This window comes from Shewanella sp. SM68 (assembly GCF_025653925.1).
Lineage (GTDB): Bacteria > Pseudomonadota > Gammaproteobacteria > Enterobacterales > Shewanellaceae > Shewanella > Shewanella oncorhynchi.
The window spans coordinates 16,383-40,108 of the sequence record NZ_JAKKRU010000006.1; the positions used below are offsets into that span (position 1 = coordinate 16,383).

Sequence of the window (23,726 nt, forward strand, 5' to 3'; positions counted from 1 at the left end):
GCTTAGCGCCTATCTAGGTAGGCGCGACTAAGTGAGAGAGGATGTATGATGAACAAATGGTTCAAACACATAGGTTTAGCCATAGCACTATTATTTAGTGCTGTGTGTATAGCCAATGGTGGTGATGAACTGGCGAATCAAGTTCAACAGTCTGATGCCCAAATTTGGGCGCAACTGAAGGATGGTGCCACGGGATACACTACCTCCCAAAGTGAGTTTCATGCTCAGCCTATCAATACCTACGATTTACGAGTATTGGAGCTGCGTAGCGACTGGTTAGCGCCTGCCTTAATGGCAGCACTATTCGGTATGATCATTATCTTTGTCCTATTTATAAAGGTGAATGGCATCTCCAAGCTGCACCATGGTTTTTCAGGCAAGTTAGTGCATCGCTGGTCTAAGTTTGATGTTTCAATCCACTGGTTAGGCGCGATTCCATGCTTACTGTTGATTTTAACAGGCTTAACCTTATTAGCAGGTCGCTTCTTCTTCCAACCTTGGTTGGGCGAAGGCATCTGGGAAGCAATCGTCTATGGCGCGAAGCAAATCCATGACGTGATGGCGATTCCCTTCATGATAGGTTGGGCATTGATGACCACCCTATGGGCGAAAAACCAACTGCCAAAAATGTACGACGTAAAGTGGTTCATGGTAGTAGGCGGTTACATTAACTTTGGTCCGTTCAAAGGTAAGCACCCAGATGCAGGTTTTGCTAACGCGGGTGAGAAAATGTGGTTCTGGGCATTTGCCCTGTTTGGATTAGTGATTTCGGCCTCGGGCATGTTATTACTCTTCCCTAACCTGTTCGAGCCAAGCCGTACATTAAGCTTGATCGCCCTGGTACTGCATTCAGTGAGCGCTATCGTGATCTGTGCTTTCTCTATCGTACACATCTTCATGGCAACTGTGATGTCAGAAGGTGGTATGGAATGTATGGTGTCAGGCTACTGTGATGAAAACTGGGCAAGCCAACATCACAACCTATGGTTTGATGAAATCAAAGCCAACGGCACGCTTAAATATAAAGAATAAGACTGAAATCTAGTTGTAGGTATTCCAAAAATACTTAGCCACTAGCAAACGTAGAGCCCCCGTCAATCACTACTGGCGGGGGCTTTTATTTCAGCATGAGTCATCGGCTTTAACTATACGTCTGAATTACATTTTGAATCATTTGTAGCATTTGAGTACGAGATCACAAAGACCAATTTAAATGCTAAATCACTGTAAAAAAATTGCATATATCATAGTTATTTAATAATAAAAACAATCATCTAGATAAAAATTGAATTTAAACAACACAACACTTCGTAACCTAGCAACCAACCAGATGCAACACCAATAAAACAATTCAATTAAAAACAGTATCTTAGTAGACATTTCCATAAAATACTCTCTTGCTGGCTAGCTCACGCACACGCTAAAATTACCTATAGCGTAATTAAATTACGCATTGCTGCTTTTTATCCTAGAAGGTCACCATGTTTAAAAATGCCAAAACCAGTACATTGACGGCATTGCCATCAGTGTTTACAAGTATCTTACTGATCATCATAGGTATTTCGTGCTATCGAAGTTTTAACGAACTCGGTGAGACCAGTAAAAGCCTAGTCGACAACACTCAGCTCGCAGAAACTTTCACTACAGTACGAGAATCCTTTTTTGAGCTGCGCTTAGCCACCTTAGTCCACAACGGTAAAGCTATAGCAGATCAACAACATAAGGTTGCACAACTCGTCTCTCAACTGACCAAATTTAATACCGACTTCATGGGCACTGATGCTCAAGCTATTCACACTCTTTTACCACAAACAGAACATTATGTTCGTCTCTACCAAGAAGAACTGGCACTCGCTAAACAAACTGGAGCAGTACCTGAGCTAACCGCTGAGCGTGCTGCGCTCGGGCCTAATGTCAGTAATCAAATCAACCAATTAGTCACGCTGATCACTCAGCGAAATCATGAGTTAGGCAAACAAGCTGAAGATAAAGTCACCTCAACAGAAAGCATCCTACTGGGATTGATCTTGTTCGCGATTGTAGCGTCACTCTTCAGCGCCCTCATTATGAGTAAACAACTCGTCCACATAATCAATGAGATAAAACGGGTAATGGAACGTCTTGCCCATGGCGACCTAACTCATAAAACAAATATTAAAGGACAAAATGAGCTCTGCTCACTCGCAGAAGATCTCGACAGCGTGATAGGTAATCTACGTGAAATTATGTCTGAAATTACCCAAGCCTCGGATCATATGTCCGACCAAATTGGGCAATTGAATGTACAGTCAAATGCCAATAATCATGCACTGCAAATCCACGCCGTTGAAACCGACCAAGTCGTGACAGCCATGACTGAAATGAGCGCCACGGCCCATAATGTCGCGGGTGATGCAGCATCTGCAGCCCAGTTTACTCAACAAGCAAATGCGCAAGCGGATAAATCGAAGAAAGCCGTTGAACAAGCTGCCAACACTGTGATTGCCTTGGTCGCTAAAGTCGATGTCGCCGCTGATGCGATTAATGATATGAACGAAAATACTCGTCATATCGCCGCGATTTTGAATGTAATAGGTGAAATTGCCGATCAAACCAATCTGCTAGCGCTTAATGCAGCCATCGAAGCCGCCCGTGCAGGTGAACAAGGTCGAGGCTTTGCTGTTGTCGCCGATGAAGTTCGCTCACTGGCCGCGCGCACGCAAGCAAGTACCGCAGAAATCAACCAGATGCTGGAACAACTTTATCTTGGTGCCAATGCCGCCGTAACCGCAATGGAGCAAACTAAACACAGTTGCCAACAAGCCGCAGATACCACCAATCTGGTAACGGAAAATCTCGATACCCTGACCACTTATGTGTTCGATATTAATGGGCTCAGTAATCAAATCGCCACCGCAGCAGAAGAGCAAAGCGCTGTGACCGAAGAGATAAACCGTAATCTGGCCACCATTCGTGAAATGGTCGATGAACTGAATCAAAGCGGTAAAGCCACCCTCAATAGCGCAACCTCTTTGGCCGCGACAAAGGAACAACTCGTCGGCGTGGTCTCGCATTTTAAGCTTTAGGTTTAGGCTCCCTAAAAAAAGCTTTTAAATCTGCGGCCTAATAACAAAAATTATTGGGCTGTCAGATTTTTAGATGAGATATAAAGCGAAACACACACCTGCAATATAAATCGCAGCCAAGAAAAATAATCTATTATTAATACTATATTTTTATAAAAATTATTTACCAAAAAATGATTAAATTGATTCAGTGTCAACTGTACTAAAGCAATAATAAGAGCGTGAAGCCTATAGTTCAGGAATGAAGATACGTATTGCCCATCTCCCACAATATTGAATACCACTAAAAAACTTCGGACTCAGCTAATCAACGATTAGCTATCGTCGGCTTCCATGTAACGCCAACACACGGCAGTGCTACCGCTGCAATTCATCCGCCTGTCCATAACACAGTGGTAAACCACAAGGCTTGCTTGTAGCATAACAAGCCTCTACGTTAAACAACTTCACTAGCACTACCGCTTACAAGTACCCGCTTAACGACAAGGATGTTATGAAGATATTCACTATTGCTACTCTCCTATTACTGTTGACCGTAAGCTTTGCAGCAACTGCAGAAAAGTCCGCGCTGGAACAGCTATTTGAGCAACAACAATACAACGCTTTCTTGCAACAAGCACAGCAGCAAGCAGCAGAGAACAATGCTGAGGCGTTATTCTTACTGGGTAAAGCCTACCATCTCGGCCGTGGCGTCACGCAAGACAATGCCACCGCCAGCCAATACTATGAACAAGCCAGAGCCTTAGGTTCGGCCCGTGCCAGCCATAATCTAGGCAGCATGGCGCTGGATAATGATCGAAAAATGCAGGCCATCCCCTTGTTAGAAGAAGCGCTGGCGCGGGGTCTTAAACTACCGACCTTATATAACCTAGGACGAGCACACAGTCCGGCAGATCCCAGCTCAAGGTTCTATCTAGCGAAAGCAATCACTGCGGCGCAGCAAGCGGGGAGTTACTTTGGGCAAGCCTTTGAACTCCAGCCCGATAACCTCTATCTGGATAATGCCTCACGCGAGTGTCTGCGCGCGTACTTAATGGCGATGCAAAGTGTCGGCAGCGAAAGAGAAAGCATCAACATCCCGCAGTTACGCCAGCAAGCCATTAAAGTGGCTAGAATTGGGTATGGCAGCAGATGACGGTACGGCGTGGACAAACTACGGCGCTCTGCTGTTGAATGAAAATGACTACAGCGGTGCGAAAGCCGCATTTTTACAAGGTGCTAAGCATCAAGTTGCCATCGCTAACTATCATTTAGGCAGCATAGAAGAGCGCGGTTTGGGCGCAGAAGCCGATAAAGTGCGAGCACTGGCATACTACGAGAAAGCGGCGTTAGCCGGCATGGAACAAGCTAAAACGCCCGCATATAATCTGCTTAATGCACAACTGGAATACGAAAATGATCTCACTAAATTGGAACAGGGCATTGCCCGCTTTTATGCACTAAAACAGCAAGATCAGTATGTTCCCATCTCACTGGACTCAGTTATAAATCGGCTAGCGTGGGGTAAGTTTCTGGCACTGCAGCGACAACAGATTATTTCGCTGCCAGCAGCGGCCAAAACCCAATTAAGCTTGCAGGCCTGTGGTTTAGGATACAACCAACTGCATGGCAGCATATACAATATTGGAGAAAACTCGCACTGGCGTATGGCAGCCTATCTAACCTTAGCTGACAAAATCGCCTTACCACTAGAAGGCAGAGTCGATGAACATGGCTGCGCCAGTTTAACGATTGCCATGACTGATCAGCTGTATCACTTGTTACAACAAGGTGCCGTATTCGGATTGCGCTTTCCCAACTACACACTGCCACTGGCATTAAGCCGGCAAGAAAATATCTTGCAGCTGACACTTATGCCCGTCGAGACCCCATTACCGGTTAATTAGTCACAGCAATTTAAGCCTGTGGCCGCGCTTGCTCAGGTTACAGGCATAGTCTATTTTCGACAGCAACATCTTATTAATCTTGCGATTCCCTCGCCCAATATCCGGCCAACATGGCGCCTGATAGGTTATGCCATATCGAGAAGATGGCACTGGGGATAGCGGAAATGGGGCTAAAAAATTTAATACATAAAGCAGTGGCGAGACCGGAGTTTTGTAGGCCAACTTCGATAGAGATAGTTTTACAGACTGTGTGGTTAAAGCCTAATAAACGGCAACAGAAATAGCCTAAGGCGAGACCAAGACCATTATGTAAGAACACGGCCAGCAGAATAATCGGGCCAACTTTATCAAACTGATTGGCATTTAACGCCACGATAATCGTAATCGCCATCACAATTGCCAAGATAGAAATCAGTGGCAATGCAGGAGCGACTTTAGCCACCAGCGATTTAAAAAAATGATTGATAATCACGCCAACGCTGACAGGGATCAGCACAATTTTCACTAAACTCAGCAGCATATCGGCGAAGGGTATATCGATCATTTCCCCAATCAACAGCTTAATAATCAGTGGTGTTAACACAACGCCCGCTAAGGTTGATAGTGCCGTCATGGTTATCGATAAAGCCACGTCACCTTTCGCTAAATAACAGACCACATTAGAAGCGGTGCCGCCTGCAACACTGCCCACCAACACCATGCCTATGGTGAGTTCCCTATCTAACCCTAATAACAGGCTGATCAATAATGCGCTGAGCGGCATGACCGAAAATTGCAGCACGAGTCCTGCGAGTACCGCACGTTTCTGTTTGAAGGCATTAGCAAAATCCTGAAGATCTAAGGTGAGCCCCATAGATAGCATGATGATCACCAACAGCGGCACTATGGCGGATTTAAGCTCAGTAAACCAACTCGGTATCAGATAAGCTGTCATTGCGCCTATCAGTGCCAACAGCGGGAAGAAGCGGTTTACGTTTGCCAACATAGTGGGCCCTTTACATCAAGAGGTTATTTTTATCGCTCGGATGATGACAGCCGTCCCTTGGATAGACAAGCGCTAATCCGCCAGCAACAAAATGCCTAGAATGGTGATTTTCAATCTCAGTATTTAGACTGACACGGCAAGCTAACCCCGCAAATCTACAATAAATTCCGCTAAAAAATGCATGATAAAAATGCATTCTCAATCGCTAAAACATGATCTGCTTAACAAAAAGCCCGTGATTTCCTTGTTAGGAAACCGTAACTTATAACCAGTTCACGTTTTAACAATTACATACGAGGTAGTCTTATTGCGCTAGGTGGTCGTGAATTACCTAAAGCAATTTCGGTGTTTACGGTTAGCACTCTCAGATAGGAATCGTTATGTCATCAGTTATTCAAACGCTCAGCGGCGCTATCGCAACGCCTTATCAAGCGAATATTACCGTCCCTAACTGGATGCTCGGCTCGATGGAACGGGTCATGCAGTACTATGTCGATAAGAATCTTCGCCTCGATACGCTTTCCGCAGAAATGATGCCAGCACCGGTTGAAGGCAAAAAATATATGCTATACGCACATATTCCCTTCTGCCATACCCTGTGCTCTTACTGTACCTTCCACCGTTTTATGTTTAAGGAAGACAAGGCGCGTGCCTACTTCATCTCATTACGTAAAGAGATGGAAATGGTCAAGGCCCTCGGCTATGACTTTGAATCTATGTACATTGGTGGTGGTACCACCACGGTATTAGAAGACGAATTAGCCCGTACCATAGAACACGCTAAAACCCTATTTCCTAGCATTAAAGAAGTCTCCTGCGAGTCCGATCCGCAGCATTTAGACAGCCCAGGCTTTAAACAGCTCAAAGGCTTAGTGGATCGCATGTCTATCGGCGTGCAAAGCTTTAATGACGATATTTTAAAAATGACCGACCGACTCGATAAATTCGGCACGGGTCAGCAAACCTTCGACAAGATCATGGGTGCCAAAGAGTTGTTCCCTATTATCAACGTCGACCTGATTTTTGGTTTCCGCGGCCAAACCGATGAAGTGATCCAACACGATCTCGACATGGCATCGCGCTTAGACCCAAGACAAATTACCACCTATCCGCTGATGATCACTCATCAAACCCGTAAAAGTGTTAAAGGCAAATTAGCGGCGCCGCAAGCGGATATGGCAAACCAATATCGCCAAATATTAAACAGTCTTAATGGTCAATATAATCAATTGTCTGCATGGGCATTTGGTAAAACCGATGATGAAGGATTTGACGAATACGTTATTGATTACGACGAATACTTAGGGGTAGGTTCGGGCTCATTTAGCTTCTTAAATGACACGCTTTATGTGAATACTTTCTCGCTACGTAAGTACCAAGAACGCATCGCAGCGGGTCAAATGGGTGTCGAGCAACAAAAGAACTACAGCAAAAAAGACGTGATGCAATATCGCTTTTTGCTGGGCATGTTCTCCGGCCGTTTATCGCGTAAATATTTCCGCGAAACCTTTGGCGTCAATTTAGATACCGCCTTATTTAAAGAAATGACCTCGATGAAACTGATTGGCGCCATCAAAAACGACCCAACAGATCCAGACAATCTGATCGTCACCGATAACGGCAAGATGATGGGTCTATTGATGATGAAAGAGTTTTACGCCGGCATGGACAACGTGCGCGCCCAGTTGCGTAAACCGCTCAAACCCTGTGATATGTAACACTTATTGATGATTGTTGATTCATAAAGACTAAACAGGCCCTTCGAGGGCCTTTTTGTTAACTCGGTTTAAAGGTAATCTTGCCCAGTACTATTAATTGAGCACAATCCCAACAATAAAGGAGTATTCGTTATGGGTTTTAATGAACAAGAAAAACAAGCCTTATTAGCACTCAAAGGCGTTGGCCCGACGGTAATTAAACGCTTCGAAGAAATTGGCATCAGCTCGCTGCAACAACTCGCCCAACACGAAGTGGATGATATTGCTAACTTAGTCGCCAGCATGCTGCGCACCACTTGCTGGAAAAATAGCCCACAAGCGCGAAATGCGATAAGTGCGGCCATCGACCTCGCCCGCGCGCAATAATCGTTCCCCATTGATACTAAAACATCCAACTAGAGTTAAGAAGTACATGTCAGCACACTTAGCCATACCCCTTTTTGCTATAGTTTTACTCGTCTACGGAGAAACTGCCTCTGCCAACGATAGCAGTTTTGGCGATGCTAATGGCTCTATTACCTTGAAATATCAGCCTAATATCAGTATGGATAAAGAGTCCCTCTTCATCAGCGAGACCGAAGTCAGGGTCGATTATGTGTTTACCAACACCAGTTCGCAGGATCTTATCGTCCCCATCGCCTTCCCCATGCCACCGATGTTTTTTGGCTCCGCCGATCACAGCAGCATTGATAATTTCACCCTTAAAGTGAATGGCAAAACCCAGCCAACTCAGCACAGGCTTGTTGCCCAACTTGCCGATAAAACCGATATTTCAACCGAGCTGAAACAGCTTGGTTGGGGGATAGATGAAGTCGCTTACTTTGCCGAATATGCCGAAGTCCCCGAGGGCAAACCCGCGCTCCCCAAACAATGGTTGGATGAGGACCAACAAATCGCCTTTACCCTAAGTGATTACTTTGTGTGGGAACAAACCTTTCCCGCGGGCCAATCTGTCGCTATCAGCCATAGCTACACGCCAAGCCTCTCAACGGGCATCCCCGATACTGCCAGTAGTATTATTGATACTTACACTGAACTGGCCTGTTTAGATGAAAGCGCCAAGCAAGGCATTAGGAAGCGCAACCTTATCGTTAAACAAGACGGTGAAGATCAGGAGATTGGCGTCGAATGGAGCCATCTTAGCTATATTTTGGTCACAGCTAATAACTGGCAAGGGTCAATTAAGGACTTCAAACTCACCCTAAAAAAATCCCAGCCCACAGATCTCATTAGCTTGTGTTTTGATGGCGAGCTTAAAAAAACTGACCCACTCACCTTTGAGTTCCAGCAAAAACAGTTCACGCCAAAGCAAGATCTCAGCGTCCTGTTTATTCGTAAACCGAATTTTGAATAATCAAAAAAGAAGCCAGCTAAGTGCTGGCTTCTTTATAACTCGCTATTTTTAATTTAAAAACTATAGGTCATACCTAACCAGTAACGGCGGCCATCTTCGATATAACCGTATTCTTCTTGGGTAATTTTCTTATCGAAGGCGTTATAAATGCCCGCGCTAAATTTCAGGCTATCGTTCAACTGGTAGTTAGCCCCCAAATCCAGCAGAGTATAAGAAGGGGCGATTAAACTGCTCGATGAAGGTCCTGTCGTCGGTTGGCTCTCTTCGCCACGGTAGTTCACCCTCAACCAAGTGCTTAAATTATCAATAGGCTCGTAGTTGAAAGACGCTTGGATCAAATGCTTAGGCAATTGATTCAATGGGCTACCTTTATAAACACCTGTCTTTTGCTCCGAATCCGTATAGGTATAGTTACCTGTCAAACTCAAGTTTGAGCGAATGCGATAGTCGATACTCAGTTCAATCCCTTGGGTCACAGCTTCGTCGACGTTCACATAAGTCGTCGGATTAGAACCAAATTGATTTGGACCATCGGTACATTGAGTCGCAGGACAGGCAACGCGGGTGATCTTGTCATTAAACTCGTTATAGAACACACCCGCGCTAGCGGTAATGCTCTCGGTCAGATCAGAATACAAACCTAACTCGTAGTTAACTGAAGTTTCAGGTTGTAAATCTGGATTACCGTACATGTTGCCACCGCGGCTAACTTGTCCCCAGTCGGGCACTGTCTGGCGTAAACTCGGCGCCCTAAACCCTGTTGATACACCGCCCTTTAAGGTGGTGCTGTCGGTTAATCCCCACACGCCATAAACGCGCGGACTGACATGATTACCAAAGTTCTCATCATCATCCAAACGCAGCCCCATGGTCAGAGCAAAGTTATCGACAATGCGCCATTCATCCTCAGAAAACACCGACCATTGTTTGCGACTAATATCAGTTAAGTCACTCACTTGGTTACCTGTTTCGTCGGTGAGATCTTGATGGTTGAATGCTGCGCCAAAGGTCGCTGTATGACTTTGGCCTAACGTAGTGATAAGGCTAGATTGCGCATCCGTGTTAGTGATTTTCATCTTACGGGATTTATTATCAAACACTTCATGCTTGATATAACTATCCGAAGTACCAAAGTCCCAACGACCTGTATGTGAAAGGGAGAAAGTGCTGTTTTCATATTCTGTCGTTGAAGATTCAGGGCAACCGCGACGACCACAGGCTTCGCCCGGTGCTAACGGTGTGACGGTTTTACCTAAACTGCTGTCGAGTTCTTGGTTAGAGGTGCCAACTTCAAACATGATATCGTGATTTTCATTGGGTGTGAGCGCAAATCTCGCGGTCAAGTTAGTCGCATCGCGACCTCGGTAACCACCATAGATTTGATCTTCTTCACGCTGGGTATATTGACCATAAAGTTGCATCCCTAGCAGATCTTTGATCAAACCACCGTTGACGAAAAAGTTGCCTTGATACACATTTCCCGAGTCAGACTTTTCCTGCAAAGTGCTGTCGAGTCGCACCTCACCCTGCCACTCGTTTGGCACTTTGCGAGTGATAATGTTAATTACCCCACCAATGGCATCCGAACCATAAAGTGACGACATAGGCCCACGAACGATCTCAATTCTATCGATAGCAGCCAATGGTGGCGTCCAAGCGCCTTCAACGCCTGGGCCGTCACTGTTGGTCCGTGTCTCGCGCGAGGATTGGCGTTTACCATCCACTAAAATTAACGTGTATTGGCTACCCATGCCCCGCAGACTGATATCCTGACGGTCTGCACCGCCCGTAATCACCACGCTGGGCACTTCTAACATGGCATCGGTTAAGTCGCGGTAGAAGCGGTTATCCAGATCCTCACGGGTGATCACGCTGATAGAAGCTGGCGCATCGCGAATTTGCTGTTCAAATCCCGATGCAGTCACCACGATTCTTTCCATCATCTTTTCTTTATCTGACGCGGTATCCGCAAGGGCATTTGTTACTGGTACTGTGGGCAACAAACATAAAGCGGTGATCACTTGAGCGAGGTACTTCTTACGACTTAACAACATAACCGACAAGTCTCCATTAGAGCAAAGATTGTAAATGAGAACAATTTTCAATACGGCAATGTATCTCTATGTTACAATCAGCTCAAGTTAGACTTTAGGTATTCACTTGTAAGAGTTACTTAAAAATGAATAAAAACATGATCAAAGGGATGATCGTTTTTGCGACAATCGCAGAAAAGGGCTCAATGAGTGCCGCAGCGCAGCAATTAAATCTCAGCTCGTCGGCGGTAAGTCAGCAAGTGACCAAGCTCGAAATGGACATGGGGATCAGCCTGTTCCACCGCAATACCCGCAACCTCACGCTCACCGAAGCGGGCAGTTTGTTCTATGAGAATTGCCGCAAGGTCATAGCGATAGTCGAAAGCACAGAGCAGAAACTTAATAACTTGAAAGGTATTCCATCAGGGGAATTAAAGATTGCCGCGCCTATAGGATTTGGCGGCGGCCTGTTAAGCGAACCTTTTAATTACCTGTTGGCAGCACATCCACAGATAAGTTTGAATTTACTGCTGCAAGATGGCCCGATAGATATAGTCAACGACGGTATCGATCTGGCGATTTGCATCGGCCCCTTATCGGATTCCAACCTAATTGCCCGCCATTTAGCCGATTGGCGTATGTTACTGTGCGCCTCACCCAATTATCTGCCAATGCATAAAAACCTTAGCCACCCAACGGAGTTAGCTGAATTAAATCGGATCTATCACACTTATGCTAAAGGCGATATCTTAACCCACGCCTTCAGCCAAGAGTGTTTTGAACTGACAAGCCAGCGAATTAGCGTCAACAATATGCAGGCGTTAATTCAACTCACACTCGATGGTCTAGGATTTGCCGCCCTGCCCGAACCTGAAGTACACAAATACCTCGAAAGCGGCCAACTTGTCACCCTATTACCCGAATGGTCACTCAATACCTACAGTGTTTATAGCGTAACGTCGGCGCGAGATAAGCAGCCCGCAAAAGTGAAAGAAGCGCTCAATGCACTTAGCCAATACTTTAGTCAGACAGATTTTCACCAAGCCTATCATGTTAATCTGGGCCATCAAAAAGATAGCGTAAACGATAACGTAACCAATATCTTACCAATTAAAACTAAGAAAAAGTCACATCATCTTGATGTTGGTCACGCATCTTGAGGATACCTTACACGCATTCATTTCTGCGCTAAGCTGGGGTATTCTGCGGTGATAAACCGATAAAAAGATGTAACTCGATGAAAGATGTGGCCTTAGTGTTGGAAGGTGGTGGCCTCAGAGCCATTTATACCGCAGGTGTATTAGACGCGTTTTTACAGCAGTCACTTCACTTCAACTATGTAATTGGGGTATCTGCAGGTGCCATTTATCCCGCGTCCTATGTATCCCGCCAATTTGGTCGCAATCTCCACATTCAGCAGCAATATCTCAATGACAAACGCTATATGGGCATCCGCCATTGGCTGGCAACCGGTAATTATGTCAATACAGACTTTACCTACCGTCGCATGGCTTATGAGTTGCTGCCATTTGATTTTGATACATTTTTAAATAGTAATACCGAATTCAAGGTCGGCGCCTTTAACTGCAACACAGGAAAAACCGATTACTTTGGTATGGCCGATTTTAATGAACACGATAAATTGCTCGACGTGCTCATTGCCTCCTCTAGCCTGCCTTTTATGTCTAAACCCAGCGTGATCAACCAAAATCCTTACCTCGATGGCGGCATCGGCGAACCGATACCGTTAGCGCAATCACGCAAAGATGGTTATGCACGCCAAGTGGTGATCTTGACTCAAGATCAGCATTACCAAAAATCCGCGATGAAAATGAATTGGTTAGCCCGCAAAACCTATAAACGCTACCCCGCCGTTGCCCATGCGTTAAGTGAGCGCCACCGAGTTTATAATCAAGCATTAGTCGAGTTAAACCAAGCCGTTGCGAATAATAAAGCCTTTGTGATCCGCCCAGCGCAACCACTTAATCTATCGCGGCTCGATCGCAATATCGGTAAAGTAACCGCTGTCTATCAGCAAGGCTTAACAGATGGGCAAAATATCTTGCCCGCATTAATCACTTGGTTAGCCGCACCAAAACGGCCTAAATCTGAAGTGTAATCGAACGCAGCACTTGGCTAATAATCAACTCTCGCAGCCATTTATGGCTCAAGTCGTGTTCGAAGTGTTTGTGCCACATCAATAAATACGCACCGGGGATCAGCTTGATGGGTGATGGTAAAGACTGAAGCTCAAAAGACTTCATCACAGCCAAGGCATAGCGCGAAGGTGCGCAGAGGATTAAATCGCTCTGTTCACACAGGGTGAGAGCACTCTGAAAGTCGGTCATATTCACGGCAATATCCCGTTTACGGCCCTCGAGTTGCAACACATCATCCAGCAACCAATGCTCTAAACCGCCAAAGGCCACTTGCAGATGGCGATAACTCAAGAAGGTATCTAAATTCCATTCTTGTGTTAACGCCGGATGATCACGACGCATCAAACACACGGGATAATCCTGCACTAACTCAACATGGCATAAGTCATCGGGAATATTATTCACATGCATGGGCGAGCGCTCATCCCACTCGCGGCAACCTATGGCTAAGTCGATGTCGCAGCGCAGTAATCTGTCCATGGTATCGAGTCGCCACGTTTGGCAATTGAGACTCACACCGGGCGCTTGAGTGAGCAACATGGGCATAAAATGAGGAAAGGTCAGTGAATAGGTGGTTTCGACCAAATGCATTCTAAACTGTCGTTGGCTCAAGGCGGGTTCGAAGGTGTCCGGCCGAGTAAATTGCGCCAATTGCTGTAAGCATTGGCGCAACTCAGGCGCGAGTGACAAAGCCTTGGGTGTCGGTTTTAGGCCGTAGGCGGTACGCTCAAATAAAGGATCATCAAATACTTCCCTCAGACGTGTGAGCTGTTTACTCACCGCCGACTGGCTCAAATGCAACCGCGCAGCAGCGGCGGTCACGCTTTGCTCCTCAAGTAGAATTTCGAGTACGGGCAGTAAATTCAGATCCAAACGTTTTAGCATCTATGCCTCATTCACCCCAAAATAATGACTAGGGTTGCACTTTTTTAAATGGATTTAACCTTAAATTCTGCGGCAACTTCATCAATAACAGTGACAATAAAATCACAGCTATTCCCATCCATTGGCGCATATCTAAAGTTTCCCCCACAATCATGACCCCTAATGATACGGCAACCACAGGGTTGACTAAAGCGACCATACCCATGATTTCTGGCCCTAAGTTTCGCATAGACCATAACCAAGCCCAATAGGCAACGGCGGTGTTGGCAATCACTAACCATATCAGTGAAGGTACAAGCGTCATACTCGGTAGCTGCGGTGGCCCTGCCATAAACCAAGCCAGTGGGATCAACATCAAACCGCCTAATAATAGCTGCCACGCGGTCAGCACTAAAAAGTCACCCACATCCCACTTTTGCATCCAGCGAGAAGAAAAGGCAATTAACGTAGTGGCGCTCAACATGCACAACACGCCGATAGGATCGAGATCCGCCGAAGGGTTAAGCAGTAAAATCACCCCACCAAGACCCATTAAGCCTAATAATAACCACTTCATTGCTGGGCGTTTTTTATCAATGAGCCAAGCCAGTATTAAGAAGATGAGCGGCAGAGTGGCCCCTAAGGTTCCCGCCACCGCGCCCGGCAAACGATACGCGCCGATAAATAGCAAAGTGAAGAAGGCACCGATATTACAAAAAGCCAGCAAACCAAGCTTTGACCAAACCAAAGTTGGCAAACGAGGACGCAGCATCAACATCAGAATCCCCGCAGGCAGCGCGCGCCACACAGCCACCCAATAGGGCGACATATCATGTAAGTAGAGACTCACTAACGCATAGGTCGTCCCCCAAAATACAGGGGCGAGTAACGCAATAATAAAGGGCATAATGACTTCTTAAAAAGTATCTTGATGTTGAGATATATTACTTTGAGATAATAAAACAGGCAAGCCTTGAGATAACAATTCCACCGATTACAACCTCTATTGCATGAACTTAGCCAAATCCACCCACAACAGACACTGCGCTTGGGCGCCGTTTGCCGTATAATCGGCCGTCATTTTCTACAGGCGGGCCAGTATGTTCCATATCGCACTCTATGAGCCAGAAATCGCACCTAACACAGGTAATATCATTCGCCTTTGCGCAAACAATGGCTGCCAGCTGCATTTGATTGAGCCATTAGGTTTTGATCTAGAAGAAAAAAAGCTACGCCGCGCGGGTTTGGACTATGCCGACTTAACCAATGTGACTCGCCATAAAGACTTCGATGCTTTCCTCGAAGCCATGGCTGGCAAGCGCATTATGGCCTGTACGACTAAGGGGAGTAGCCAGCATACTGAACTGAGTTTTGCCAAAGACGATGTGCTGCTATTCGGCCCAGAAACCCGAGGTTTACCGATGGCGATTATCGAATCTATCCCCACTGAGCAGAGACTACGCATCCCCATGGCGGCCACCAGCCGTAGCTTGAATCTTTCTAATGCGGTGGCGATTATCAGCTATGAAGCGTGGCGCCAACTGGATTTTGCTGGCGCACTTTAAGCGCTATCGAAGGTAAATCGGATTGGCGACTAAGGAGATGGCGCGACTGGCGTCATCTCTATCCCGCGAAAAAGCTGATAGCGATCAACATCATCGTCTAAATATTGAATATTCTGCGTCCATTGCCATGTGTTAGCTTGAGCACCCGCCCCCTTTGCCTCGAACAGTAATTGAATTAACGCAGACCGGGCAGTCACCACGCCCTCACCCAGCAAAGAATAATCGCCATTTTGACGATATAAGCTAAAGACTTGCTGCTTCTCTTGGGACACGCCATCGTAATAAGTCAACAACACTTGCTCGCCCTGCTCCCTAAACCACCAGGTTTCACTATAGGGCGCACGCGTGCCAACACTCACAGACAATAACAGCTGCCGCTTATCATGGGAGCAAAATCCGGTGACTGTGACTTTTCGTGGCACTTCCCCCACTTTAGCGGCATCGCCCACCCATTGACCGGTAAACTGAGGGCAAAACTCACTAAAACTTACCCTAGCCGCGTGCGCAGCCAGAGGAATAACAGTACTCAGTGCAATTGTCACTCCCCATAATAGTCTTAATCGATTGATTTTATTCTGCATCTACCTAGTCCTCAGCCGAAATCTCATCCTAGATTAGCCTGTAATTCTGCCATCAACAAATCACAATTAGCCGACAACCATTCACAGATGCTTACACAAAGCGTCCCGCTATGGGTTATCACTCAGTTTGCTTTCATGCTCGGTTTCTATACTCTCGAATCTGCACCATAAATAAAATCATTATAACTATATGTATGATAAGGAGACTCACAGTGAAGAAGGCAGGAATCTTATTGCTCTGTCTGTTGATGCCATTCGGCTCAGCATTTGCGGAGCAGGGTAAACCGCTCTCGGTGGAATTGCTCTGGCAACTTAAGCGTATTGGTAGCCCAGTCGTATCGCCCTCTGGTGAGCATATTATTGCGCCAGTCACGGAATATGATCTGAAGGAAGATAAAGGTTCGACCCAGTTATGGCGTTTTGATGGCGAAGGTAAAAATAATCGTGCTATTACAGTCAAAGGGTTAAAGGTAAGTGAACCCGTGTTTTCGCCCGACGGCAAAACCTTAGCCTTTGTGAGTGAGCGAAATGAAGACGACGCAGGCCAAATCTACCTATTGCCTATGGACGGTCCGGGTGAAGCGCAGCGCTTAACCGACATACCTACTGGCGTAAATGGTATTAAATGGGTTGGCAAGCATTTGTATTTCATCAGCAATGTATTCCCAAATCAAACATGGGACGAGATGAAAACCCAACTAAAAGCCGATGAGGACAATAAGGTCTCCGCTCGTCAGTGGAACGCTTTGCCCTACGCTCAGTTTGATCACTGGTTAGATGAACGTCGCCAAGCCCATGTATTTAGGCTCCCCGCTTCGGGCGGCGAAGTCGAAGCCGTGACGCAAGCACTCGGCCATGAGTTACCACGCTCGAGCCAAAGCAGTTCAAGTTACGATATTTCGCCTAATGAACGCTTAATTGCCTTCAGTACTTATGGCTCAGACAACCGTATCGACCCTAAACTGGATATTTTCCTTGCGACGATTGGCAGTGGTAAAGCAGAGAATATCACCCCAGAAAATCAAGCCGCAGATGCTGATCCCAGCTTTAGCCCCAATGGCAAAACGTTGGCTTTTACCCGTCAGAAAATCCCCGGTTTCTATGCCGATACTTCAAGGCTGATGTTACTGGATATCGATAGCCGTAAACTTAATACGCTAACACCAGAGTGGGATCGTTCGGTCAGCCAATTTAATTGGACCCCCGACAGTAAAGGCTTTTATGCCACCATCGAAGATGCCGCCACTAACCGCATTTATCATATCGATGCCAAAAACGGTAAAGTCAAAGCCATTACAGAGGCAACTGACTTTAGCCAACCCGCCATAGGTAAAGACGGTGAACTGATTGCCACCAACGAGAGCTTTTTGCACCCAGCGCGCTTGGTCAGCATTAATCCCCGCAATGGTAAGACGGTACGCCTAGAGAATTTTAATGACGATATTCTCAAAGATGTTGATTTAGGCACTTACGAATCAGTGACCTACAAGGGATATCAAGATCAAGATATTCAAATGTGGGTTCACTATCCCCCCGGATTCGATCGCAGTAAAAAATATCCCCTCTTTATGCTGGTTCACGGCGGGCCACATAACGCCATTACCGACGGTTTCCATTACCGTTGGAACGCACAAACCTTCGCCTCTTGGGGATATGTCACTGCTTGGCCAAACTTCCATGGTTCTAGCGGCTTCGGACAAGCGTTTGCCGATGCGATTAACCCAGATTGGAAGAATAAATCCCTCGAAGATGTGCTCAAGGCAGCCGACTGGTTTAAACAACAAAGCTGGATAGACAGCGACCGCATGGTGGCGGGTGGTGCAAGTTACGGTGGTTATCTGACCTCAATTATTTTAGGTCAACCACATCCCTTTAAAGCCTTGTTGATCCACGCTGCGGTTTACGACATGTATTCACAAATGGCGTCGGATTTTGCCGTCCACAGCACTCGATTTGGCAACTACTGGGATAATCCTGAACTGTATAAAGCCATTTCTCCGCATTACTTTGCGGCTAACTTTAACACTCCGACCTTAGTCAGCCACGGTCAGCTCGACTACCGGGTACCAGTGGGGCAAGGGTTTGAACTGTTCCGCACCCTGCAAACTCGCAATGTGGAATCACGGATGATTTACTTCCCCGATGAAAATCATTGGGTTATGAAACCCAATAACTCTATCTATTGGTATAACCAAGTGAAAGATTGGATGACCCATTATGCTAAGCCGAGTGGACAATAAACGCTGCATCTAGCACCAAGAACAGAAAAGCAAAAGGTCTGCACTATGCAGACCTTTTCTTTATTGAATCAAGCCTCGCAATGATGGCTTATTGGCCAAATCCCGTGGCGTTAATATCGACGGTTTGCACTTTGCCGTACTTAGCGGCAATAGGTGCAATCTTAGCCGCATTGCCAATCAGCACAAATTGCAGATCTTTTTGCGGGAAGTAAGTTTTCACTAACCTTTGGGTTTCTTCTAAGGTCAAACCATCCACCTTAGCTTGGAACTCATTGATAAACTTATCATCGAAACCGTATAGATACATGCCAGATAAGAGCCCCGCCAGCTGCCCTGAGGTTTCAAACTGAGGCGGGAACTGACCCTTAACGTAGGCTTTAGCCGAATCTAAGGTCGCTTGGTCTACACCTTTTTCCCATAAACGTGCATAGGTTTTTAAGGCTAAATCCATCGCTTCTTGAGTGGTTTCCGTCTTAGTGAAAGTACTGATAGTAAACACACCCGAGTCGGTATAAGGACTAAAACCTGAGCGCGCGCCATAGGTTAGCCCCGCGTTCACCCGCAGCTCGTCGTTAAGCCAAGAGGTAAAACGACCACCTAAAATAGTGTTCACTACCGTTAAACCTACATAGTCTGGATTGTCACGACTAATGCCTAAACCCCCAATCACAAAAGTAGTTTCGATTGCATCGGGTTTATCCACCAGCAAGACTTTGGCCTCGGTCAACTGAGGCAAACCTTGGTTTAAATCAGGTTGTACCAGTTTTTCGCTGCCCTGCCACTGACCAAAGGTTTGCGTCAACTTGGCTTTCATCGTCGCCACATCAAAGTCACCCACGACAGTTATCGCAGTATTGGAAGGCTGATAGTAACTCTTATGGAAGGCGCGCAGCTGCGACACAGTCACTTGCTCCAGTGAGTCACTGTTACCCGAAGCCGCATTACCATAAGGATGTGCACCAAATACGAGCTTATCGAAGTAACGACCAATCACAGCTCGTGGGCTTTCTTTATCCTGCTGCAGCCCAGCAATCGCGCGCTGTTTGAGTTTATCGAACTCGGCGGCATCAAAATCAGGCGTTAACATCGCCGCGCTAAATAAGCCCAGCATCAAGTCAATGTCCTTCGCCATAAAGTCAGCACTCAGATAACTGCCTTCCTTATCCGCTTCGGCCACTAAACTTGCACCGAGAAAATCCACTTGCTGCTCGATATCCGCCTTAGATTTCCCCGCCGCACCTAACAACAAACCTTCTGCTGTCATTTGTGCCACGCCTGCGGTGGTGTCATTCACAGCACCGGCGCGTACCACGGCATTTAAGGTAATTAACGGCACTTCGCGCTGCGGCATTAAGTACACAGTTAAGCCGTTATCTAACACAAACTTATCGTAACTTGGCATCGCAAAGCTGCCAGTATCGACCCGCTTTGGTGCCGATGTCGCCGCGCAGCCCGCTAAGACTAAGCTTGTGCCTAAAGCCAATGCTGCCATTAACTTAGACGATTTCCAAAGTGATTCCATCTTAAGTGATTTCACTGCTGTCGATTTCATAGGGAAGACTCCTCAGTTGCCGCCAGCACAGCCACAGTGCGATTCGATTTACGTAAGTAGGTTTGGGCAACTCGTTGAATATCCGCAGGCGTCACCTTGTTATAGGCTTCAGGTGCATTAAATAACTTGTCGTAACTGCCAAAATACATCTCATAGGTGCCTATGGTATTAGCCTTACCATTAATGGTTTCCATAGAACGATAAAAATCCATCAACTTGATATTTTTAACTTTATCCAGCTCTTGCTGAGTAACGCCCGTTGTCGCAATCGCATCGATTTGCTCAATCAGCGCATGCTCCAGCGTCGAGGCTTTCACCTCAGGTATAGCCACACCCATCACATAGAAAAGGTTAGGATCGACCGACATCGGCATGTAGGTTTGCGCTTCTAAGGCCACTTGTTTATCAACCAATGATTGATATAAACGTGAGCTATTACCTTGGCTTAGAATCGAGCTTAATAAGTCCAGCGCATAAAAATCCGCATGAGTTGCCGCCGGAATATGGTACGCCAACATTACGTTAGGTGTGCTGACCGATGCCTTTTGCACAAAGGTGCGACGCTCACCCTTTTGCTCAGGTTCGACAGTGCGAATCGCTTTAGGCGGAGTCTGTGCCGGAATAGGCGCAAAGTACTTGTCTGCCAAGGCTTTTACTTGGGCAAGCTTTACATCGCCAGCAATCACGACCACGGCATTGTTCGGCGCATAATAGGTTTTATGGTACTGGACTAAATCTTCCAGCGACCAAGCGGCGATATCCGACTCGTGACCGATCACCGACCACGAATAAGGGTGGGCTAAAAACGCCACGCCTTTGATTTCGCCTTCGAGGGCATTCCAGTTAGAGTTTTCTAAGCCAGTGGAACGCTCCGACTGCACTACGCCACGTTCGCTATCGACCATGGCTTGGTTGATATCTAAGTTAGCGATGCGGTCAGCCTCGAGATCGAACATAGTTTCGAGCGCATTGGCGGGGAACCAATCGGTATAAACCGTCATGTCTTCAGTGGTATACGCATTGTTCGCGCCACCGGCGGCTTCCATAGTACGGTCGAACATTTTTGGGCCGTACTTTTTCGAACCGTTGAACATCATGTGTTCGAAAAAGTGCGAAATACCAGTAATGCCGGGCACTTCGTTACGTGAACCGACCTTCCAAAATAAATACATGTTGGCATTGGGAATTGAGGCATCTTCTAGCACCATGATTTTCATGCCGTTATCTAGCGTGAAACTCTTAATGTCTTCTGCCGTGGTGGCCTGTGCTTGGCTTAGGGGGTTCAAAAGTCCCATGGCCAACACCAGAGCCGATAGCGTGCGCTTCATCTTGTTCGCTCCTTGCTGTAAATATCCACATATAGAGGTAAATTGTTTAACAAATCAAGCGCAGGAAGCGTATCCCGCGCCGATTTTTTGTAAGCTCAAGTTATACCGCAGCGCTTACGGAATAATGCATTAGCCACTTATTGGGCTTTGAGCGCCGTTAACGCCACTTTGGTCATGGCCTCAACGCCCACTTTTAGCGCGCTTTCATCCACATAAAATGCCGGCGAATGATTGCTGGCCGCCGTTTCAGGGTCCGTTCCCTTTGGCGTCACCCCGAGGAAGAAAAACATCCCCGGCGTTTCTAAGGCATAGTAAGCAAAGTCTTCGGCACCTGTGATTAACCCGGGTTCAATCAGCATCTTATCGCCCACCACGCTCGCAAGCACAGGCCGCATGCTGGCGACTAATTCAGGATTATTGACCACCACAGGATAACCTTGATGGATCTCAGTAGTCGCAGTCGCCCCTAAGGTTTTCGCCGACAGCTCGGCCATTTGCGCTAAACGCACTTTGATATCGGCGCGCATGGGTTGGTCGAAGGTACGAATCGTACCAATCAGCTCGACTTCATCGGGAATAATGTTAGAGCGAATGCCACCATTTACCGCACCAAAACTCACCACAGCCGGCGCTTTAGTGATATCCACCTGACGGCTGACGATCGTTTGCACGTTAGTGATAATTTGTGCCGCAGCAACAATAGGATCGACCCCATTCCAAGGACGAGAACCGTGGGTTTGGCTGCCTTTCACTTTGATGGTAAAAGAGTCTTCACTCGCCATTGCTGGACCACTGCGCAGGCCAATCATGCCACTCGGCATACTCGAGGTGACATGCATACCAAATACTTGCTCGGGTTTGCGCTGAGCAAACAGCCCTTCTTTGAGCATCAATTCCGCGCCGCCCTCTTCACCCTCTGGCGCACCTTCTTCAGCGGGTTGGAAGATAAACATCACATCCCCCGCTAGACTGTCTTTCACTTTAACCAAGTTTTCAGCCACGCCCATCAACATGGCCACATGGGTATCGTGCCCACAGGCATGCATCACACCCACTTTTTGATCGCGATAAGTGTCAGTCGCCTTAGAGGCAAAAGGCACATCGACCACTTCAGTCACAGGCAGTGCATCCATATCCGCTCGAATCGCAATCAACGGACCAGGCTTGCCGCCCTTCAGCTTCCCGCCTTTCAAAATGGCCACCACGCCCGTATGTGCAACACCCGTTTGCACTTCTAATCCTAAGGATTTCAGATGTTTTTCAATAATCTTGCTGGTGCGAAACTCACGGTTAGACAACTCAGGGTGTTGATGCAAATCACGACGCCAGTCGATCACCTTTTGCTCCACACCCGCCGCCAACTTAGCCGCATCAGGCATAGCACTGGTCGCCGCTTGCACCGAATTAAAACCTGTGCCCATAAAGCTTAAGGCTAAGGCCGACGCGAGTAAGGTCGTGGAAAAATGAGATTTATTTACTAGGGGCTTAAATTCAAATGATGTTGATGCAGCAAGTGATACAGAGGGTAAAGTCATAGCGATAGCCTATTGTTGTTTTTATAAGCTACCTAAACTACACGGACAAGGAGGAATTGTTAATAGATTTAGTGATAAAGGTAAAAGAGACTGTGCTTCATTAGAGGCTGTCTTTAACCGTCATTCCCGCAATGTTTGTGGGCGGGAATCAAACTTTTAGATAAATCAACCTGAAAAAAGATAGGGATGGCGGATCTCAGTTAAAGAAACTCAAGGCAACGGAAAAGCTGTCCTAATGCTTGGCATCGTTAGCTTTAGTCACAAAACAACAAATTCACGATTTTCTTTAAAACCACATGGCCATCGGCCTTGGCTATACAACTCAGCCACCTCACTCCATACGCCCTTTTGTCTGAGAGCGGCCTCTCTCGCTGCCATTTTGAAGGCAAAGAGTGCGCCGCCTCTAAAGCTCTCAGTAAAATCATGAGGACCATACACAAGCAAAGGATGTGACCGGCCAATTTTTCTCAGAGATCTGAGCGCCGATTTATACACAAGCATCTCCGCGTCTTTTGTTTCCTCACATTTTTTCGGACCATTCAAAGGATCCTCTTGATCTCTGCTTGTAGGCAGCCATTCCCATCCATATGTAGAACCCAATACGCCTTCAATGGGACTTGCAGCCGAGAGCCAGTCAATAAATTCAACTTGTTTGGCTAGATATTCAGGTGTCATAGGAGGTTAACGCCGTGTTAAAGGAGTTTCAAACTGAAGCAGCAGTTTGAACTTCCAGTGAGTAAAGCGAAGGATTTTAAACGCTTTGTTACGTTTTGGCTCCTTAGCTTAGTTTACCAGCCAAAGTCTAGCCACCCATTTTAAATCAACAACATAATGCACTTTCGGTTTCTCTACCACCTGTAC

General features: G+C 46.6%; 20 protein-coding genes. 11 read left to right on the top strand and 9 right to left on the bottom strand.

Translation table 11 applies throughout. The features are described 5' to 3' along the window. The first annotated feature begins 48 nt into the window (after positions 1–48). The 4 genes from L5M40_RS11340 (at position 49) to L5M40_RS11355 (ending at position 4,951) form a co-directional block, all read left to right on the top strand. Positions 49–1,032 carry a formate dehydrogenase subunit gamma gene (locus L5M40_RS11340; RefSeq protein ID WP_105250559.1) on the top strand — a complete coding sequence of 328 codons (984 nt, stop codon included), beginning with the start codon at positions 49–51 and terminating at the stop codon, positions 1,030–1,032. Between the two features lie 449 nt (positions 1,033–1,481). Next, positions 1,482–3,065, top strand: a complete 1,584-nt coding sequence (locus tag L5M40_RS11345; protein WP_263256676.1) for a methyl-accepting chemotaxis protein — start codon at positions 1,482–1,484, stop codon at positions 3,063–3,065. 493 nt (positions 3,066–3,558) lie between these two features. Then, positions 3,559–4,200, top strand: a complete 642-nt coding sequence (locus L5M40_RS11350) for an SEL1-like repeat protein (RefSeq protein ID WP_263175635.1) — start codon at positions 3,559–3,561, stop codon at positions 4,198–4,200. After that, positions 4,112–4,951 carry a hypothetical protein gene (locus L5M40_RS11355; RefSeq protein ID WP_263175636.1) on the top strand — a complete coding sequence of 280 codons (840 nt, stop codon included), beginning with the start codon at positions 4,112–4,114 and terminating at the stop codon, positions 4,949–4,951. Before L5M40_RS11350 ends, L5M40_RS11355 begins: the two co-directional genes overlap by 89 nt. Positions 4,952–5,024: 73 nt before the next feature. Here L5M40_RS11355 and L5M40_RS11360 read toward each other — a convergent pair whose 3' ends face one another. Continuing rightward, a complete protein-coding gene (locus L5M40_RS11360; protein WP_173248130.1) occupies positions 5,025–5,936 on the bottom strand; it encodes a bile acid:sodium symporter family protein in 912 nt (303 codons plus the stop codon). A gap of 380 nt (positions 5,937–6,316) precedes the next feature. Between L5M40_RS11360 and L5M40_RS11365 the strand changes: the two genes are divergently transcribed. The 3 genes from L5M40_RS11365 to L5M40_RS11375 all read left to right on the top strand — a co-directional run bounded on the left by L5M40_RS11365 (position 6,317) and on the right by L5M40_RS11375 (position 9,008). Further along, positions 6,317–7,654 (top strand): coproporphyrinogen III oxidase family protein, encoded by a 1,338-nt coding sequence (locus L5M40_RS11365; RefSeq protein WP_263162313.1) that lies wholly within the window; start codon positions 6,317–6,319, stop codon positions 7,652–7,654. Positions 7,655–7,786: 132 nt separating this feature from the next. Beyond that, positions 7,787–8,020, top strand: coding sequence for a hypothetical protein (locus L5M40_RS11370; RefSeq protein ID WP_011787794.1), 234 nt, complete (start codon positions 7,787–7,789; stop codon positions 8,018–8,020). A 46-nt stretch (positions 8,021–8,066) separates the two neighbouring features. Further along, the gene (locus tag L5M40_RS11375; RefSeq protein ID WP_263175637.1) at positions 8,067–9,008 is read left to right on the top strand and encodes a DUF4424 domain-containing protein; all 942 of its coding nucleotides are present in this window, start codon (positions 8,067–8,069) and stop codon (positions 9,006–9,008) included. 53 nt (positions 9,009–9,061) lie between these two features. Here the strand turns inward: L5M40_RS11375 and L5M40_RS11380 are convergent, their stop codons facing one another. Beyond that, positions 9,062–11,062 (bottom strand): ligand-gated channel protein, encoded by a 2,001-nt coding sequence (locus L5M40_RS11380; protein WP_263175638.1) that lies wholly within the window; start codon positions 11,060–11,062, stop codon positions 9,062–9,064. A gap of 125 nt (positions 11,063–11,187) precedes the next feature. Between L5M40_RS11380 and L5M40_RS11385 the strand changes: the two genes are divergently transcribed. Beyond that, entirely contained in the window at positions 11,188–12,201 is a 1,014-nt protein-coding gene (locus tag L5M40_RS11385; RefSeq protein ID WP_263175639.1) for a LysR family transcriptional regulator, read from the top strand. 77 nt (positions 12,202–12,278) lie between these two features. Continuing rightward, positions 12,279–13,160: a patatin family protein gene (locus tag L5M40_RS11390; protein WP_263175640.1), complete on the top strand. Its 882-nt coding sequence runs from the start codon at positions 12,279–12,281 to the stop codon at positions 13,158–13,160. Here L5M40_RS11390 and L5M40_RS11395 read toward each other — a convergent pair. Beyond that, entirely contained in the window at positions 13,144–14,085 is a 942-nt protein-coding gene (locus L5M40_RS11395; RefSeq protein ID WP_198572366.1) for a LysR family transcriptional regulator, read from the bottom strand. The genes L5M40_RS11390 and L5M40_RS11395 overlap by 17 nt on opposite strands. A 28-nt stretch (positions 14,086–14,113) precedes the next feature. Next, positions 14,114–14,971 carry a DMT family transporter gene (locus L5M40_RS11400; RefSeq protein WP_173497717.1) on the bottom strand — a complete coding sequence of 286 codons (858 nt, stop codon included), beginning with the start codon at positions 14,969–14,971 and terminating at the stop codon, positions 14,114–14,116. Positions 14,972–15,164: 193 nt separating this feature from the next. Here L5M40_RS11400 and trmL point away from each other — a divergent pair, with 193 nt between their 5' ends. Continuing rightward, the gene (gene trmL, locus L5M40_RS11405; protein ID WP_198572367.1) at positions 15,165–15,629 is read left to right on the top strand and encodes a tRNA (uridine(34)/cytosine(34)/5-carboxymethylaminomethyluridine(34)-2'-O)-methyltransferase TrmL; all 465 of its coding nucleotides are present in this window, start codon (positions 15,165–15,167) and stop codon (positions 15,627–15,629) included. Between the two features lie 29 nt (positions 15,630–15,658). On the opposite strand, the gene L5M40_RS11410 is transcribed toward trmL, so the two are convergent. Then, positions 15,659–16,210, bottom strand: a complete 552-nt coding sequence (locus L5M40_RS11410; protein WP_173497718.1) for a hypothetical protein — start codon at positions 16,208–16,210, stop codon at positions 15,659–15,661. A gap of 212 nt (positions 16,211–16,422) precedes the next feature. Here L5M40_RS11410 and L5M40_RS11415 point away from each other — a divergent pair, with 212 nt between their 5' ends. After that, a complete protein-coding gene (locus L5M40_RS11415; RefSeq protein ID WP_263256677.1) occupies positions 16,423–18,450 on the top strand; it encodes an alpha/beta hydrolase family protein in 2,028 nt (675 codons plus the stop codon). Positions 18,451–18,538: 88 nt separating this feature from the next. Here the strand turns inward: L5M40_RS11415 and L5M40_RS11420 are convergent, their stop codons facing one another. The 4 genes from L5M40_RS11420 to L5M40_RS11435 all read right to left on the bottom strand — a co-directional run bounded on the left by L5M40_RS11420 (position 18,539) and on the right by L5M40_RS11435 (position 23,540). Further along, positions 18,539–20,002, bottom strand: a complete 1,464-nt coding sequence (locus L5M40_RS11420; RefSeq protein WP_263175641.1) for a M16 family metallopeptidase — start codon at positions 20,000–20,002, stop codon at positions 18,539–18,541. Continuing rightward, the gene (locus L5M40_RS11425) at positions 19,999–21,330 is read right to left on the bottom strand and encodes a M16 family metallopeptidase (RefSeq protein ID WP_168827775.1); all 1,332 of its coding nucleotides are present in this window, start codon (positions 21,328–21,330) and stop codon (positions 19,999–20,001) included. The genes L5M40_RS11420 and L5M40_RS11425 overlap by 4 nt, the downstream gene beginning before the upstream one ends. Positions 21,331–21,467: 137 nt before the next feature. Continuing rightward, positions 21,468–22,865 carry an amidohydrolase gene (locus L5M40_RS11430; protein ID WP_168827776.1) on the bottom strand — a complete coding sequence of 466 codons (1,398 nt, stop codon included), beginning with the start codon at positions 22,863–22,865 and terminating at the stop codon, positions 21,468–21,470. 258 nt (positions 22,866–23,123) lie between these two features. Beyond that, complete coding sequence (locus L5M40_RS11435) at positions 23,124–23,540, bottom strand: hypothetical protein (RefSeq protein ID WP_113940298.1); 417 nt, start codon at positions 23,538–23,540, stop codon at positions 23,124–23,126. Positions 23,541–23,726 lie beyond the last annotated feature (186 nt).